The organism is Hydrocarboniphaga sp. FW305-C-57 (assembly GCF_058783045.1).
In genome coordinates this window covers 545,699-561,563 of sequence record NZ_JBYSYG010000002.1, presented here as the reverse complement: position 1 = coordinate 561,563, position 15,865 = coordinate 545,699, and the positions used below count along the sequence as shown (strand labels likewise).

At 66.5% G+C, this 15,865-nt stretch carries 14 protein-coding genes; 4 read left to right on the top strand and 10 right to left on the bottom strand.

Going from position 1 to position 15,865, the window contains the following annotated elements; genetic code table 11:
• Nucleotides 1-58: 58 nt before the first annotated feature.
• Nucleotides 59-943, bottom strand: a complete 885-nt coding sequence (gene rpoH, locus AC3WUM_RS06830) for an RNA polymerase sigma factor RpoH (RefSeq protein ID WP_492409447.1) — start codon at nucleotides 941-943, stop codon at nucleotides 59-61.
• Nucleotides 944-1,180: 237 nt separating this feature from the next.
• On the opposite strand from rpoH, the gene pyk reads away from it, so the two are divergent.
• The gene (gene pyk, locus AC3WUM_RS06825; protein ID WP_492409446.1) at nucleotides 1,181-2,614 is read left to right on the top strand and encodes a pyruvate kinase; all 1,434 of its coding nucleotides are present in this window, start codon (nucleotides 1,181-1,183) and stop codon (nucleotides 2,612-2,614) included.
• Between the two features lie 15 nt (nucleotides 2,615-2,629).
• Here pyk and AC3WUM_RS06820 read toward each other — a convergent pair whose 3' ends face one another.
• Nucleotides 2,630-3,535 (bottom strand): LysR family transcriptional regulator, encoded by a 906-nt coding sequence (locus AC3WUM_RS06820; protein WP_492409445.1) that lies wholly within the window; start codon nucleotides 3,533-3,535, stop codon nucleotides 2,630-2,632.
• 99 nt (nucleotides 3,536-3,634) lie between these two features.
• Here AC3WUM_RS06820 and AC3WUM_RS06815 point away from each other — a divergent pair, with 99 nt between their 5' ends.
• A complete protein-coding gene (locus AC3WUM_RS06815; protein ID WP_492409444.1) occupies nucleotides 3,635-4,648 on the top strand; it encodes a zinc-binding alcohol dehydrogenase family protein in 1,014 nt (337 codons plus the stop codon).
• A 27-nt stretch (nucleotides 4,649-4,675) separates the two neighbouring features.
• Here the strand turns inward: AC3WUM_RS06815 and AC3WUM_RS06810 are convergent, their stop codons facing one another.
• Genes AC3WUM_RS06810 through AC3WUM_RS06800 form a run of 3 tightly spaced genes read right to left on the bottom strand, consistent with a single transcriptional unit; the run spans nucleotide 4,676 to nucleotide 9,457 of the window.
• The gene (locus AC3WUM_RS06810) at nucleotides 4,676-6,661 is read right to left on the bottom strand and encodes an acetyl/propionyl/methylcrotonyl-CoA carboxylase subunit alpha (protein WP_492409565.1); all 1,986 of its coding nucleotides are present in this window, start codon (nucleotides 6,659-6,661) and stop codon (nucleotides 4,676-4,678) included.
• Nucleotides 6,662-6,689: 28 nt separating this feature from the next.
• Complete coding sequence (locus AC3WUM_RS06805; RefSeq protein WP_492409443.1) at nucleotides 6,690-8,294, bottom strand: carboxyl transferase domain-containing protein; 1,605 nt, start codon at nucleotides 8,292-8,294, stop codon at nucleotides 6,690-6,692.
• Nucleotides 8,294-9,457: an isovaleryl-CoA dehydrogenase gene (locus AC3WUM_RS06800; protein WP_492409442.1), complete on the bottom strand. Its 1,164-nt coding sequence runs from the start codon at nucleotides 9,455-9,457 to the stop codon at nucleotides 8,294-8,296. The genes AC3WUM_RS06805 and AC3WUM_RS06800 overlap by 1 nt, the downstream gene beginning before the upstream one ends.
• Before the next feature lie 136 nt (nucleotides 9,458-9,593).
• Here AC3WUM_RS06800 and AC3WUM_RS06795 point away from each other — a divergent pair, with 136 nt between their 5' ends.
• Complete coding sequence (locus tag AC3WUM_RS06795) at nucleotides 9,594-10,205, top strand: TetR/AcrR family transcriptional regulator (protein ID WP_492409441.1); 612 nt, start codon at nucleotides 9,594-9,596, stop codon at nucleotides 10,203-10,205.
• Here AC3WUM_RS06795 and AC3WUM_RS06790 read toward each other — a convergent pair.
• Genes AC3WUM_RS06790 through glcD form a run of 4 tightly spaced genes read right to left on the bottom strand, consistent with a single transcriptional unit; the run spans nucleotide 10,202 to nucleotide 14,442 of the window.
• Nucleotides 10,202-10,609 carry a GlcG/HbpS family heme-binding protein gene (locus tag AC3WUM_RS06790; protein WP_492409563.1) on the bottom strand — a complete coding sequence of 136 codons (408 nt, stop codon included), beginning with the start codon at nucleotides 10,607-10,609 and terminating at the stop codon, nucleotides 10,202-10,204. The two genes, AC3WUM_RS06795 and AC3WUM_RS06790, sit on opposite strands and share 4 nt — an antisense overlap.
• Before the next feature lie 39 nt (nucleotides 10,610-10,648).
• Nucleotides 10,649-11,875 carry a glycolate oxidase subunit GlcF gene (glcF, locus tag AC3WUM_RS06785; protein ID WP_492409440.1) on the bottom strand — a complete coding sequence of 409 codons (1,227 nt, stop codon included), beginning with the start codon at nucleotides 11,873-11,875 and terminating at the stop codon, nucleotides 10,649-10,651.
• Nucleotides 11,876-11,878: 3 nt separating this feature from the next.
• Complete coding sequence (gene glcE, locus AC3WUM_RS06780; protein ID WP_492409439.1) at nucleotides 11,879-12,943, bottom strand: glycolate oxidase subunit GlcE; 1,065 nt, start codon at nucleotides 12,941-12,943, stop codon at nucleotides 11,879-11,881.
• The gene (gene glcD, locus AC3WUM_RS06775; protein WP_492409438.1) at nucleotides 12,943-14,442 is read right to left on the bottom strand and encodes a glycolate oxidase subunit GlcD; all 1,500 of its coding nucleotides are present in this window, start codon (nucleotides 14,440-14,442) and stop codon (nucleotides 12,943-12,945) included. Before glcD ends, glcE begins: the two co-directional genes overlap by 1 nt.
• Before the next feature lie 120 nt (nucleotides 14,443-14,562).
• Between glcD and glcC the strand changes: the two genes are divergently transcribed.
• A complete protein-coding gene (gene glcC, locus AC3WUM_RS06770) occupies nucleotides 14,563-15,354 on the top strand; it encodes a transcriptional regulator GlcC (RefSeq protein ID WP_492409437.1) in 792 nt (263 codons plus the stop codon).
• Nucleotides 15,355-15,366: 12 nt separating this feature from the next.
• Here glcC and AC3WUM_RS06765 read toward each other — a convergent pair whose 3' ends face one another.
• A complete protein-coding gene (locus tag AC3WUM_RS06765; protein WP_492409436.1) occupies nucleotides 15,367-15,774 on the bottom strand; it encodes a hypothetical protein in 408 nt (135 codons plus the stop codon).
• Between the last annotated feature and the right edge of the window lie 91 nt (nucleotides 15,775-15,865).

The window sequence follows — 15,865 nt, the reverse complement described above, 5'->3', positions numbered from 1 at the left end:
AAACGAAAAGACCCGCCGAAGCGGGTCTTTTCATTCAACCAGCATGAGAAGCAGAAGCTCAGGCCGGCAGCGCCTCGATGGCCTTGCGCAGCTTCTTCATCGCCGCGGCTTCGATCTGGCGGATGCGTTCGGCCGACACGCCGTACTCGTCCGCGAGTTCCTGCAGGCCGGCCTTCTGGCCGTCTTCCGACAGCCAGCGGCGCATCAGGATGCTCTTGGCGCGGTCGTCGAGCTTGGCCAGCGCATTGCGCATGGTGGTCTCGCGGCGCTCGTTCCAGCCGGCGTCCTCGATCTCGGCGTAGGTCGAGTCTTCGGTCGCCAGATAGTCTTCCGGCACGTAGCTCGATTCTTCGCTGTCGTCGGACGTCATGCTGAAGGACACGTCGTGCCCGCCGAGGCGCGATTCCATCTGCATGACCTCTTCGGGCTTGACCTTGAGATCCTTGGCGATCGCCTCGACCTCGGACTGGTTCATCCAGCCCAGGCGCTGCTTGGCCGAGCGCAGGTTGAAGAACAGCTTGCGCTGGGCCTTGGTCGTGGCGATCTTCACGATGCGCCAGTTCTTGAGGATGAACTCGTGAATCTCGGCCTTGATCCAGTGCACCGCGAAGCTGATCAGGCGCACGCCGACGTTCGGATCGAAGCGCTTGACCGCCTTCATGAGGCCGACGTTGCCTTCCTGGATCAGGTCGGCGAGCTGCAGGCCGTAGCCCATGTAGCCACGGGCGATGTGGACCACGAAGCGCAGGTTCGAGAACACGAGTTTCTGCGCGGCGGGCAGATCCTGCTCGTCGTGCAGGCGATGAGCGAGGCGGGATTCTTCTTCGGCGTCCAGCACCGGGATGCGCGAGACCGACTGGATGTACGACTCCAGGCTGCCCGACAGCGGCATCAGAGCGGCGCCGGTGTTGGCGCGCAGACTCAGGGCGGTGGATTGCGTCATGACTTACTCCATTAGGACGGCTGCTACCCAGAGCATTACCGTGTGAGGCAATGCTAGCAGTCGGGATCATAGAGTGCTAAGGCTATGGAAAGTTCGCTTTATGCGGTTTGAATTTATCAATCGACGCGATCGGTAAAACACAAAGTTCGATTAATAATCACACATAGGTCGAATCGCGGGGACGGCTTGGGTGCGGGGCGGCTCTCGTATGATGGTCGCCCAGACCCAGGAGTTCGCATGCGCCGTCAACGCAACGCCAAGATCGTCGCCACGCTGGGCCCTGCCAGCAAGGACCGCGAGACCATCGAAGCCCTGTTCCGGGCTGGCGCGGACGTGTTCCGCCTCAATTTCAGCCACGGCTCGCACGAGGATCATCGGGCCCGTTTCGAGCTGATCCGCGAGATCGAGCGCGAGATCGGGCGGCCGATCGGCATCCTGATGGATCTGCAGGGCCCGAAGCTGCGCATCGGCACGTTCGCGGCCGGGCCGATCAGGCTCGAGCCCGGCCAGCCCTTTTCGCTCGACCTGCGCCGTGAAGTCGCCGGCGACAGCAGCCGCGTCGCCCTACCGCACCCCGAGATCTTCGCCGCGCTGACCGAGGGCACCGACCTGCTGCTCGACGACGGCCGCATCCGCCTGCGTGTCGAGCGTTTCGACGCCCTGCACGCGCAGACCCGCGTGATCACCGGCGGCGCGCTGTCGGAGCGCAAGGGCGTCAACGTGCCGGGCGTGACCTTGCCGATTTCGGCGCTGACCGAAAAGGATCGCCGCGACCTCGATTTCGGGCTCGAGCTCGGCGTCGACTGGGTGGCGCTGTCGTTCGTGCAGCGGCCCGAGGACATCGAGGAGATCCAGGCCATCGTGCAGGGCCGCGCGGGCATCGTCGCCAAGCTCGAGAAACCCGCGGCGATCGGCCAGCTCGAGGCCATCGTCGCGGCCACCGACGCGGTCATGGTGGCGCGCGGCGACCTCGGCGTCGAAATGCCGGCCGAGCACGTGCCGGCTATCCAGAAGCGCATCGTGCGCAGCTGCCGGCGGCTCGGGCGGCCGGTGATCGTCGCCACCCAGATGCTCGAGTCGATGATCTCGGCGCCGGTGCCGACGCGCGCCGAGGCCTCCGACGTCGCCACCGCGATCTACGACGGCGCCGATGCGGTGATGCTGTCGGCCGAATCGGCCGCCGGCCAGTATCCGGTCGAGGCGGTGCGCATGATGGACCGCATCATCGCGCAGACCGAATCCGACCCCTACTACCGTGAAGTGATCGACGCCGCCCACACGCCGCCGCAGGCCGACATCGCCGGCGCGATCGGCGAGGCCGTCTGCACGATCGCGGGCCGGCTCAAGGCCGCGGCGGTAGTGACCTACACGAGCTCGGGCTACTCGGCCCTGCGCGTCGCGCGCGAGCGCCCGGAGGCGCCGATCATCGGCATGACGCCGCGCATCGAGACCGCGCACCGGCTCACATTGGTCTGGGGCATCCATCCGGTCATCACGCCCGACGTCGCGAGCGTGACCGAGATGACCAACTTCGCGAGCTGGACCGCGTCCGAGGAAGGCTTCGCGCGCCACGGCCAGAGCGTGGTCATCGCGGCCGGCATGCCGTTCGGGGCGCCCGGGCATACGAACCTGCTGCGCGTGGCGCAGATCGGCGGCGAGGCCGTGAACTAGGCCTGTTAACAGGCCCTAAGGCATTCCGAGTTCAGCGCAACGCTTGCGCAGCAGCGCATGCAGTTCGCGGATCGCCGGCAGGAACTGCCTGCGGTGCGGGCAGACCAGGCTCAGCGGCGTCGGCTCGGTCGGGACCTCCGGCAACAGCACTTCGAGCCGGCCGGCGCGCACGTCGGCGCAGACGTCGAGCCAGGACTTGTAGGCGATGCCCTGGCCGGCGACGGCCCAGCGACGCGCGACGTCGGCGTCGTCGCAGGCCAGCGCGGCCTTCATCGTCACCGTCTGCCGGCGGCCGCCTTCGAGTGGAAATATCCATTTGTCGTAGAGCCGGCCGTCGAGTCCCCAGAGCAGGCCGTCGTGGGAGCGCAGGTCGTCGAGTGACTGTGGGTGACCGCGGCGTTGCAGATAGTCGGGCGAGGCCACCAGCACGCGGCGGTTGTCCGGCGCCAGCGGCAGCGCGACGTAGCTCGCATCCTCGATGCGCCCGTAGCGGATCGCGACGTCGACCGGATCGCGGAACAGGTTGGTGACCTGGTCCGACAGCTGCAGCCGCAGGCTCAGCTGCGGATGCGCGCCGCGCAGCTCGGCGAGCCAGGGCAGCAGCACGTTGCGGCCGAAATCCGACGGCGCGGCGAGCTGCAGGACGCCTCGCAGCGCGCCCGATTGCGCCTGCAGGCTATCGCGGCCCTCGCGCAGCTGGGCCAGCGCCTGCTGCGCGTGCGGCAGGTAGCGCTCGCCCTCGGCGGTCAGTCGCAGGCTGCGCGTCGAACGCGCGAACAGCCGGATGTCGAGTTCACGTTCCAGGCGCTGGATCGCGGCGCTGACCTGGGCCGGCAGCAGATCGGCCTCGCGGGCCGCGTTCGAAAAGCTGCCGAGCGCGGCCGTGCGCACGAACAGGGTCAGGTCGTCGAGGCGGATCATTTTCTTTCTGGAAGTGAAAGTGATGTCCGATTCTGCGGGTTTTTCGCAGCAATGGACGGGCGCAGCATGGCCGCCTGTTCCAGCTCACGAGAGTTCGCCATGAAAGCCATCGTCTACACCCAAAACGGTCTGCCGATCGAAGATCCGCAGGCCCTGCACGAGATCGAGTTGCCGCGCCCGACACCAGGGCCGCGCGACCTGCTCGTGAAGATTCGCGCGGTCTCGGTGAACCCGGTCGACACCAAGGTCCGCCGCAATGCGGCCACCGACAGCCCGCGCATCCTCGGCTGGGACGCGGTCGGCTCGGTCGTCGAAGTCGGTGAGCGGGTGAGCCTGTTCAAGCCCGGCGACGAGGTCTATTACGCCGGTTCGATCGCACGGCCCGGCAGCTACGCCGAATACGGGCTCGTCGACGAGCGCATCGCCGGCCACAAACCGGCCTCGCTGCCCGACGCGCAGGCCGCGGCGCTGCCGCTGACCTCGATCACCGCCTGGGAGCTGCTGTTCGATCGTCTCGGCATCGCCGAAGGCGGCGGCGAGGGCCGCAAGCTGCTCGTGATCGGCGCGGCGGGCGGCGTCGGCTCGATGCTCGTGCAGCTCGCGCGACAGCTGACCAAGCTCACGGTGATCGGCACCGCCTCGCGCGAGGAAACCCAGCAATGGGTGCGCGAGCTCGGCGCGCACGAGGTCATCGACCATTCGCGTCCGCTCAAGCAGGAGCTCGATCGCCTCGGCATCGGTCCTGTGCACTACGTCGCGAGCCTCACGCATACCGATGCGCACTACGCGCAGATCGTCGAAGCGCTCGCTCCGCAGGGAAAGCTCGCGCTGATCGACGATCCCACCACGCCGATCGACATCATGCCGCTCAAGCGCAAGTCGATCTCACTGCACTGGGAGCTCATGTTCACGCGCCCGCTGTTCGAGACCGACGACATGATCCGCCAGCACGAGCTGCTCGATCGTGTCGCCAAGCTCATCGATGCGGGCACGCTCAAGACCACGCTCGGCGAGCACTACGGACGCATCGATGCGCAGAATCTGCGGCGCGCGCACGCGCTGATCGAAAGCCACCAGGCGCGCGGCAAGATCGTGCTCGAAGGCTTCGAGTGAAGCCTCCGAGCACCGCGCGCGACCGCCTTATTCGGCGGTGATCTCGACGAGCGCCGAGCCTTCCTTGACCTGCTCGCCGACCGCGCACAGATAGCTCGCGAGCTTGCCGGCGCTCGGCGCGGAGACGGTCAGCTCCATCTTCATCGCCTCCATCACGAGCAGGGCATCGCCCTTGGCGATGCTCGCGCCGGGCTCGACGAGCAGGGCGATGATCTTGCCGGGCATCGGCGCGGTGAGTCCGCCTTGCGCCTCGTCGGATTCACCGGCGTGCGCGAGCGGATCGAGTACGTCGATCACGTACTGGCGCTCGCGCAGGAACAGATGCAGCTGATCGCCGAGCCGCAGTGCGTCGGCGTCGATGCGCCGATCGCCGATCGCGATGCGCAGCCGCTGCTCGGACAGGCGCGTGACACGCGCGGGCTCGCTGCCGATGCGATAGCCATCGCCCGCGTAACGCACGTCGATCTGCACGCTCTGCTCGCCGCTCGCGAACGAGAGCCGGCGGCTCTGAGCACCGTTGATGCGCCAGCCGTCGGCGATCGCCCACGGCGACGCCGTTTCGCGGCTGCTCGCCGCATCGCGCTCGAAGGCGAGCTGCGCGAGCGCGGCGACTTCGAAAACCTCGTGCGGCAAGCTGCCGGCCGGCGGAATCAGCGCCTCGCGTTCGCGCTCGATCAAACCCGTGTCGACGCGGCCTTCACGGAACAGCGGATGGTCGATGAGCTTCGACAGGAAGGCAATGTTGTGCCCGACGCCGACCACGCGCAGCTGCGCGAGCGCGCCGAGCATGCGTTCGATCGCGGCTTCGCGCGTGCGATCCCAGACGATGAGCTTGGCGAGCATCGGATCGTAATGCGGCGTGATCTCGTCGCCCTGTTCGACGCCGCTGTCGAGTCGCACGTGCGCCGAGGTCTGCGGCGCCGAGAAATACGCGAGCCTGCCGATCGACGGCAGAAAGCCTTTTTCTGGCTCCTCGGCGTAGACGCGCACTTCGATCGAATGCCCGTTGAGCGGAACCTGCTTCTGCGTGAGCGGCAGCGGTTCGCCGGCCGCGACGCGCAGCTGCCATTCGACGAGATCGAGCCCGGTGATCATCTCGGTGACCGGATGCTCGACCTGCAGGCGCGTGTTCATCTCCATGAAGTAGAAGTCGGAGCGGCCCGAATCATGGTGACCTTCTGCGATGAACTCGACGGTACCGGCGCCGACGTAGCCGACCGCGCGCGCCGCATCGCAGGCCGCGCGGCCCATGGCTTCGCGCTGCGCCGTGCTCATGCTGGGCGCGGGCGCTTCTTCGATGACTTTCTGGTGGCGGCGCTGCGCCGAGCAATCGCGCTCGTGCAGGCTGATGGTGTTGCCTTGGCTGTCGGCGAACACCTGAATCTCGATGTGTCGCGGCTGCTGCAAGTACTTCTCGATCAGCACGCGATCGTCGCCGAAGCTCGCGCGCGCCTCGCGCTGACACGAGGCGAGCGCGGCAGCGAAATCGGCGCTCGCATTGACCACGCGCATGCCCTTGCCGCCACCGCCGGCCGAGGCCTTGATGAGCACTGGATAGCCGATGCGATCGGCCTCCTTCTGCAGCAGCGCGGGATCCTGATCGTCGCCGTGATAGCCCGGCACGAGCGGAACCTTGGCGCGCTCCATGAGCGATTTGGCCGCGGACTTGCTGCCCATCGCGCGAATGCTCTCGACCGGCGGACCGACGAAGACGATGCCGGCTTCGGCGCAAGCCTTGGCGAAGGCTTCGTTCTCGGACAAAAAGCCATAGCCCGGATGGATCGCCTGCGCGCCCGAGCGCTTGGCGGCGTCGATGATGTTTTCGATGCGCAAATAGCTTTCGCGCGAGGCCGCGGGGCCGACGCAATAGGCTTCGTCCGCGAGCCGCACGTGACGCGCCTGCGCATCGGCCTCGGAATACACGGCGACCGTGCGAATGCCGAGACGTCGGCAGGTGCCGATGATGCGGCAGGCGATCTCGCCGCGATTGGCGATCAGGATCTTGGTGAACAAAGAAGTGTTGGGCGTGCTCATGCGCGGCTCACATGCGGAAGACACCGAAGCGCGTTTCGCGCATCGGAGCGTTGGCGGCGGCAGCGAGACCGAGCGCAAGCATGCGCCGGGTCTGCGCCGGATCGACGATGCCGTCGTCCCAGAGTCGCGCGGTCGCGTAGTAGCAGCTGCCTTGCGCATCGAATTGCGAGCGCGTCGGTGCCTTGAACTTCTCTTCTTCTTCGGCGCTCCAGCTTTTGCCCTGCGCCTCGATCCCGTCGCGACGCACGGTGGCGAGCACGCTCGCGGCCTGTTCGCCGCCCATGACCGAGATTTTCGAGTTCGGCCAGGTCCACAGAAAGCGCGGCGAATACGCGCGTCCGCACATGCCGTAGTTGCCGGCGCCGTACGATCCGCCGATCAGCACGGTGAACTTCGGAACCTGCGCGGTCGCGACGGCCGTGACCATCTTCGCGCCGTGACGCGCGATGCCTTCGTTCTCGTACTTGCGGCCGACCATGAAGCCGGTGATGTTCTGCAAGAACAGCAACGGAATGCCGCGCTGCGCGCACAGTTCGATGAAGTGCGCGGCCTTCTGCGCGGATTCCGAGAACAGCACGCCGTTGTTGGCGACGATGCCAATCGGATAGCCGTGAATATGCGCGAAGCCCGTCACCAGCGTGGTGCCGAAGCGCGCCTTGAACTCGTCGAAGCGCGAGCCGTCGACGATGCGCGCGATCACCTCGCGCACGTCGTAGGGCTTACGCGTGTCGGCCGGAATCACGCCGTAGATTTCTTCGGGATCGTAGAGCGGCTGCTCGAACGATTGCGCCTGCAGCGAGTACGTGCGCGGGCCGAGATTGCCGACGATGCGGCGCACGGTGGCGAGCGCGTGATGATCGTTCTCGGCCAGGTGATCCGCCACGCCCGAAATGCGCGTGTGCACGTCGCCGCCGCCGAGGTCTTCGGCGCTGACCACTTCGCCGGTCGCTGCCTTCACGAGCGGAGGGCCGCCGAGGAAGATCGTGCCCTGGTTCTTGACGATCACGGTTTCGTCCGACATCGCCGGAACGTAGGCGCCGCCGGCCGTGCACGAGCCCATCACGCAGGCGATCTGCGGAATGCCCTGCGCCGACAGATTGGCCTGGTTGTAGAAGATGCGGCCGAAGTGTTCCTTGTCCGGGAACACCTCGTCCTGCAGCGGCAGGAACGCGCCGCCCGAGTCGACCAGATACACGCAGGGCAGGCGATTCTCGAGCGCGATTTCCTGCGCCCGAAGATGCTTCTTCACCGTGATCGGATAATAGGTTCCGCCCTTGACCGTGGCGTCGTTGGCGACGATCACGCACTCGCGTCCGTTGATGCGGCCGATGCCGCCGACCGCGCCGGCGCTCGGCACTTCGCCGCCGTACATGCCGTGCGCGGCGAGCGGCGAGAACTCGAGGAACGGCGAGCCCGGATCGAGCAGCGCGTCGATGCGATCGCGTACTAGCAGCTTGCCGCGCGCTGTGTGCTTGGCACGCGCGCTTTCACTGCCACCAAGCGCGGCCTGCGCGGTCTTTTCGCGCAGTTCGTCGACGAGCGTGCGCAAGGCCGCGCTGTTGGCCTTGAACTCGTCGCTGCCGGTGCGCAGCTTGGACTGGATCACGGCCATCAGGCGGTTTCTCCGAACAGTTCGCGACCGATCAGCATGCGACGAATCTCCGAGGTGCCCGCGCCGATTTCGTAGAGCTTCGCGTCACGCCAGATTCGACCCGTGGGGAATTCGTTGATGTAGCCGTTGCCGCCGAGCGCCTGGATCGCCTGTCCGGCCATCCAGGTCGCTTTCTCGGCCGAATACAGGATTGCGCCGGCCGCGTCCTTGCGCGTGGTCTCGCCGCGATCGCAAGCCTTGGCGACCGCGTAGACGTAGGCGCGACAGGCGTTGAAGCCCACGTACATGTCGGCGAGCTTGGCCTGCATGAGCTGGAACTCGCCGATGCTCTGGCCGAACTGCTTGCGCTCGTGCACGTAGGGCAGCACCACGTCGAGGCAGGCGGCCATCAGGCCGAGCGGCCCGCCCGACAGCACCACGCGCTCGTAGTCGAGGCCCGACATCAGCACGTTGACGCCGCGGCCGACGGCGCCGAGCACGTTTTCCTCGGGCACCTCGCAGTCCTGGAACACGAGCTCGCAGGTGTTGCTGCCGCGCATGCCGAGCTTGTCGAGCTTCTGCGCGGTCGAGAAACCCTTGAAGCTCTTTTCGATGATGAACGCGGTGATGCCACGCGGACCGGCGCTAATGTCGGTCTTGGCGTAAACGATCAGCGTGTTCGCGTCGGGCCCGTTGGTGATCCACATCTTGTTGCCGTTGAGCACGTAGCGATCGCCTTTCTTGTCGGCGCGCAGCTTCATGCTGACGACGTCCGAACCGGCGCCCGGCTCGCTCATCGCGAGCGCGCCGATGTGCTCGCCGCTGATGAGCTTGGGCAGGTACTTCTGCTTCTGTGCCTCGTTGCCGTTCTTGGTCAGCTGGTTCACGCAGAGGTTCGAATGCGCGCCGTAGGACAGGCCGATCGAGCCAGAAGCGCGCGAGATTTCCTCCATCGCGATGACGTGAGCGAGATAGCCCATCGGCGTTCCGCCGTAAGCCTCGGGCGCGGTCAGGCCGAGCACGCCGAGTTCGCCGAGCTTGGGCCATAGCGCGTTCGGAAACGCATTGTCGCGATCGGTCTGCGCCGCGATCGGCGCAATCTCACGCTGCGCGAACTCGCGCACCGCGTCGCGCAGGGCGTCGATGTCGGCGCCCAGGTCGAAGTTGAAGGCACTCAGGGACATTGGGGTCTCCTCCAGGCGGAAATGTTCTAGGCGTCGGGCCCGGGAGACGCATTCTAGGCGCGCCCTGTAAAAAAGTGAATTACAATTCACGAAAGAAATATTGGTTCACAAATTCATCTCTTTGAAAGGAGCCCGAATGTCGTATCGCCGTTCGTCGCTGATGGAGGAAAGGTTGGCTGACAACCGCTTGCGCATCCTCAAGTCGGCGCGCGCCCTGGTCGCCGAAGGCGGTTTTCGCCAGGCCTCGATCACCGCGGTCGCGGCGCGCGCGGGGCTGTCGACGGGCGCGATCTATCGCTACTTTCCGGCGAAAGCGGATCTGTTCGTCGAGGTGCTCAACAGCGCGGTGGACTACGAGGTGGCGATCCTGCAGAAGATCGTCGACGGCAAGGGCGACGTCGGCACGCGCCTGCGCGCGGCGGTGCGCTCGTTCGCGAGTCGCGCGGTGGAAGGGCCGAATCTGGCCTACGCGTTCATCGCCGAACCGGCCGATCTCGAAGTCGAGGCCGCACGCCTGATCTGCCGCGAGCGCTTCGGCGAAGTGTTCAAGCAGCTGCTACGCGAAGGCATCGCCGCCAAAGTGCTGCCGACGCAGTCGATCGACGTCGGCGCGGCCTGCATCGTCGGCGCGTTCACCGAGGCGCTGGTCCGGCCGATCACGCCGAACGCCAAGCGCGAGGCCAGCAAGGCATTGATCGAAGGAATCGTGGAATTCTGCGCGCGCGCGGTCGGCGCAGCTAAAACCTAAAGAATGGCCGCGGTACCGGCGCGTGCGACCTGCGCGTCCTGCTCGGCCTTGACGCCCGAAACGCCGACCGCGCCGATGCAGTCACCGTCGACGATCAGCGGAACGCCGCCTTCGAGCAGGCCGCGACTGATGTCCGCGATCGCGACGAAGGCCGTGCGTCCGCCGTTGATCATGTCTTCGTAGGCCTTGGTTTCGCGGCGACCGAGCGCCGCGCTGCGTGCTTTTTCCATCGCGATGTAGGCGCCCACCGGCGCGCAGCCGTCGAGGCGTTGCAAAGCCAGCGGGTGCCCGCCTTCGTCGACGATGGCGATGCTGACCTTCCAGTCGTTGCGCAGCGCTTCCTCGCGAGCGGCGGAGGCGATGCGCTCGACGTCGGCGGCGGTCAGCACGGGTCGGGTGGTCAGGACAGGCATGCTTTTCTTCCTTTGGGGTTCGATGAAGGCTCAGCCGCGCAGCGACTGGTCGACGATCTCGATCCAGTGCCGCACGGGAACTTTCGATGCGGCGGCCAGATGTGTCTGGCAGCCGATGTTGGCGGTGACGATCTGCTGCGGATCGCCGCTTTGCAGCGCAGCGAGCTTGTTGTCGCGCAACTGCTTCGACAGCTCGGGCTGCGTGATCGAATAGGTGCCCGCGGAGCCGCAGCACAGATGCGCATCGGGCACGCTGGTCAGCGGAAAGCCGAGTCGCTTGAGCGCGTCCTCGACCGCTCCGCCGAGCTTCTGTGCATGCTGCAAAGTGCAGGGGCAATGAAACGCGAGCTTGTCGTCGCCGGCCTCGGGCGAACGCAGCTTTTCGAGCGGCTCCCTGCGCAGCACTTCGACGAGATCGAGCGCGAGCGCGCTGATGGTTCTCGCCTTGGCCGCGTAAGCCGGATCGCGTTCGAGCAGATGCCCATAATCCTTCACGAAAGCGCCGCAGCCGCTCGCGGTCTGCACGATCGCCTCGGCGCCCGCTTCGATCGCGGGCCACCAGGCGTCGATGTTGCGGCGCGCGTGATCCAGGCCATCATCCTGCGCGTCGAGGTGATAGTCGACCGCGCCGCAGCAGCGCACGCCACTGATTGGCTGCACTTGAATGCCTAGCTTGTCGAGCACGCGCGCGGTCGCGGCATTGGTGTTCGGCGACAGGCTCGGCTGCACGCAGCCTTCGAGCATGAGCATTTTGCGCGTGTGTTGCGCGATCGGGCGCTTGCCCGGCGAAACCGGATGCGCGGGAACCTTGTCGCGAAGAATGGCCGGCAACAGCGGACGGAACAGCCGGCCGATGCGGAGCAGGAAGCCGAACAGCGCGGGCCGCGTCATGAGCCTGCGCAGGCTTCCGCGCAGCAGCTTTTCGCCCGGCGTGCGCGGCACTCGACGCGCGATTTCCTCGCGTCCGATGTCGAGCAGCGAGTGATAGCGCACGCCCGACGGGCAGGTGGTCTCGCAGTTGCGGCAGGTCAGGCAACGGTCGAGATGCAGCTGCGTTTCGCGCGTGACCTCGCCGCCTTCGAGCATCTGCTTGATCTGGTATATGCGCCCACGCGGCCCATCGAGCTCGTCGCCGAGCAGCTGATACGTCGGGCAGGTGGCGTTGCAGAAGCCGCAGTGCACGCAGCTGCGCAGAATGCTTTCAGCCTCGGCCGCGCGCGGCAGCTGCAGGGCGACGGAATCCAGTCGGGTTTGCATGGTTCAGAGTCCCGAATAGAGACGGCCCGGATTGAACAGGCCCTGCGGATCGAGTTGTGCTTTGAGGCGCTGCTGCAGCGCGAGCAGTGGCGCAGGCAGCGGATGGAACGGGCTGTCGATGTCGGTTGCGCCGCGCCAGCGCGTCGCATGGCCGCCGACGGCGGCCGTGCGCTCGCGAATCAACGCCGCATCGGCATCGCTGCGCAGCCAGATCTGCGCGCCGGCCCAATCGATCAGCATCTTGCCGGGCAGGTTCTGCGGCAGCTGTTTGTGCGGCGGCAGCGACAGCCGCCAGAGCGCCTGCTCGCCAGCGAAGAACGGCAGCTCGTGATCGCGCAGCGCCGACCAGAATTGTCCATCGGCGATCTCGCCGCCGAGCCTCGCGGCGGACGCTTCGACCGAGCCGTGACCGCCTTCGAGTCGCAGCATCAGCGCAGTGCCATCGTGGCTCGCGCCCGAAATCGGCAGCGGTTCGCTGGCCCAGCCGGCGAGGCGTCGCAGCGATTCGGCGACGTCGAGATCGAGCTTGAGCGTGATCGTATGCAGCGGGCGCGGCAGCACTTTGATCGACACTTCGGTCAACAGCGCGAGCGTGCCGAAACTGCCGGCCATCAGGCGCGACAGATCGTAGCCGGCGACGTTCTTCATGACCTCGCCGCCGAAGCGCAGATGCCGCGCGTGGCCGTCGATGAGCCGGCAGCCGAGCACGAAATCGCGCACGGCTCCGGACCACGGCCTGCGCGGTCCCGACAGACCCGCAGCGACCGCTCCGCCGAAAGTCGCGTGATCGCCGAAATGCGGAGGTTCGCAGGGCAGCATCTGCTTGCGCTGCGCGAGCGCGGCTTCGATTTCACTCAAAGGCGTACCGGCGCGCGCGGTCAGCACGAGTTCGGTCGGATCGTAGTGCACGATGCCGCAATGCTCGCGCGTATCGAGCACGCGGCCTTCGACGCGCCGACCGAGAAACGCCTTGCTGTCGCCGCCTTTGATGCGCAACGGCGTGTCGTCGGCGATGGCGGCGCGCACCTGTTCCTGCAGCGATTCGCTGCGGTCGCTGGAATCGCCCATCAGAAGCGCTCCAGGTGAGGATGCGGCAGCTGGCCGTGATGCACGTGCAGGCGTCCGAATTCGGCGCAGCGTGCGAGCGTCGGTACGTTCTTGCCGGGATTCAGCAGTGCATCCGGATCGAACGCGAACTTCACGGCGTGGAAGGTCTCGAGCTCGTCGTGATTGAACTGCGTGCACATCTGGTTGATCTTCTCGCGGCCCACGCCGTGCTCGCCGGTGATGCTGCCGCCGACGTCGACGCAGAGCTCGAGGATCTTGCCGCCGATCTCCTCGGCGCGTTCGAGTTCGCCGGGCTGGTTCGCGTCGAACAGGATCAGCGGATGCATGTTGCCGTCGCCCGCATGAAACACGTTGGCGACGCGTAGTCCGTAGTGCTCCGAGAGCTCGCCGATCTTTTCGAGCACCATCGGCAGCGCGCGCTTCGGGATCGTGCCGTCCATGCAGTAGTAGTCGGGCGAGATGCGTCCGACCGCCGGGAATGCGTTCTTGCGTCCGGCCCAGAACTGCTTGCGCTCGGTCTCGTCGCGCGCTAGCCGGCAATCGATCGCACCCGCGTCGACGAGCACCGCGCGCACGCGCTCGCAATCGGCGGCGACGTCGGCTTCGACGCCGTCGAGTTCGCAGAGCAGGATCGCGGCCGCGTCGACCGGATAGCCGGCGTGGATGAAATCCTCGGCCGCGCGAATCGACAGGTTGTCCATCATTTCGAGGCCGCCCGGAATGACGCCCGCGGCGATGATGTCCGATACCGCGCGACCGGCTTTGGCTACATCGTCGAAGCTCGCGAGCAGCACCTTGGCGACTTCGGGCTTGGGCAGCAGCTTGACGGTGACTTCGACGACCACGCCGAGCAGGCCTTCGGACCCGACGAACAAGGCGAGCAGATCGAGGCCCGGACTATCGAGCGCCTCGCTGCCGAGCGTCAGCCGCTCGCCGTCCATCGTGATGATGTCGACGCGCAGCACGTTGTGCACGGTGAGCCCGTACTTGAGGCAATGCACACCGCCAGCATTCTCGGCGACGTTGCCGCCGATCGTGCAGGCGATCTGCGAGGACGGATCGGGCGCGTAGTACAGGCCGTGCGGAGCCGCGGCCTCCGAGATCGCGAGATTGCGCACGCCGGGCTGCACGCGCGCGATGCAGCTCACCGGATCGACTTCGAGGATGCGCTTGAGTTTGGCGAGCGAGAGCAGCACGCCTTTGGCGAGCGGCAGTGCGCCGCCCGACAAGCCGGTGCCGGCGCCGCGTGCGACCACGGGAACCTGAAAGCGATGACAGCAGCGCAGGATCGCCTGCACCTGCTCCGCGGTTTCGGGCAGTACGACCAGCAGCGGCACGGTGCGATAGGCCGAGAGCCCGTCGCATTCATAGGGGCGCAGCTGTTCGGCTTCGTGCAGCAGGGCGACGCCCGGCGCGGCCTCGCGCAGCGCTTGGATCAGCGCCGGGCGGTCGATGTCGGGCAGCGGGCCGTCGATGGCTTCGTCGTAGAGCAGGTTCATGGCTGGGAGCGTGGCTCGTGGCGTGGCAGATCGTTCCATGCGATTTGCGCTATCGCAAACTGGTCTTACCAGATGCTTCTACAATAGCTGCGAGGTATCGCATGCCCAGTGGAGCCAAAGATGAAGGTGGTCATACCAGATACCGAAGCCAGTAGGCCGATCGCTGGCGCCGTCGCGGACCGCGTCGCGGCCCGCATCGAGCAGCTTATCGCCGACGGCGTGTTCGCCGTTGGCCAGAGCTTGCCGGCCGAGCGTGAGCTCAGCGCGAGCCTGGGCTTCTCGCGACCCGCGGTGCGCGAAGGCCTGCGCCTGCTGCGCGGTCGCGGACTGCTGCGCACCGAACATGGCCGCGGCACCTTCGTCGCGAACCTGCACGAAAGCACGGCGACGACTCCGCTCTTGCAGTTGTTCGCGAGCCAGCCGCGCACGCTCTACGACCTGCTCGAAGTGCGCGCCCTGCTCGAAGGCGAATCGGCGCGGCTCGCGGCGATTCGCGGCACCGATGCCGATTTCGTGCTGATGGCGCGCCGCTACGAGGAATTGCGCCAGGCCGAGTCAGCGCGCACGCAGCTCGACGTCGATACGCATGCGCGGCTCGATCACGCGTTCCACCTGTCGATCTGCGAGGCCTCGCACAACCCTGTGCTGCTGCACACGCTGCGCTCGCTGACCGATCTGCTGCTGAGTTCGGTGTTCGCCGCGGTGGTGAACCTGTATCACCGCACGCCGTACAAGGAGCTCATCGACACCCAGCACGCCAAGCTTTACCAGGCCGTGCTGTCGCGCAAGCCCGATCTCGCGCAGCGCGCGGCGCTCGACCACTTGCATGGCATCCGTGATGCGCTGCGTGAGATCGAGCAGGACGAGCAGCGGCTCATTCGCTCGATGATGCGGCTCGAATCGCGCAGCTGATCCGAGGGAACGCTATTTGGGCTTCTTGCAGCTCTTGGCCTGCGCCATGTACGGCGCGAACACCTTCGCTTCCTCCGCGCTGTTCATCGCCCTGGCCGCATCGCTCGCGGCCTGCCACTGCGCGGGACTCAGCGAGCGGTTGAAGGTTTCGGAGATGCAGCCGCAGAACGCATCGATGCTGGCCGCTGCATCTCCGCGCTGAATGCCTTGATTGACGCAGCCCTGCTTGATGCCGGCCTTGTAGAGATCGACGTCCTGGCGCGTGCTGGACCCCGGCATCGTCGGCGCGTTCGTGCGCGGAGCCGTGGACGGAGGCGTCGACGGATGGGGTGCATGTGCCGGCTGCGGAGCCGGTGCCGGAGAACGGCAGGCCGCGATGAGCAGGCTGCCGCCGAGTGCCGCGCGCATCAGAACTTTCACGAATCGGCGATCGATCATGCGATCACCCATGCCATCGATGACATCAAACCGAAACATTGCCTGCTGACCATGTTCTCATCCTAAGTTCGCA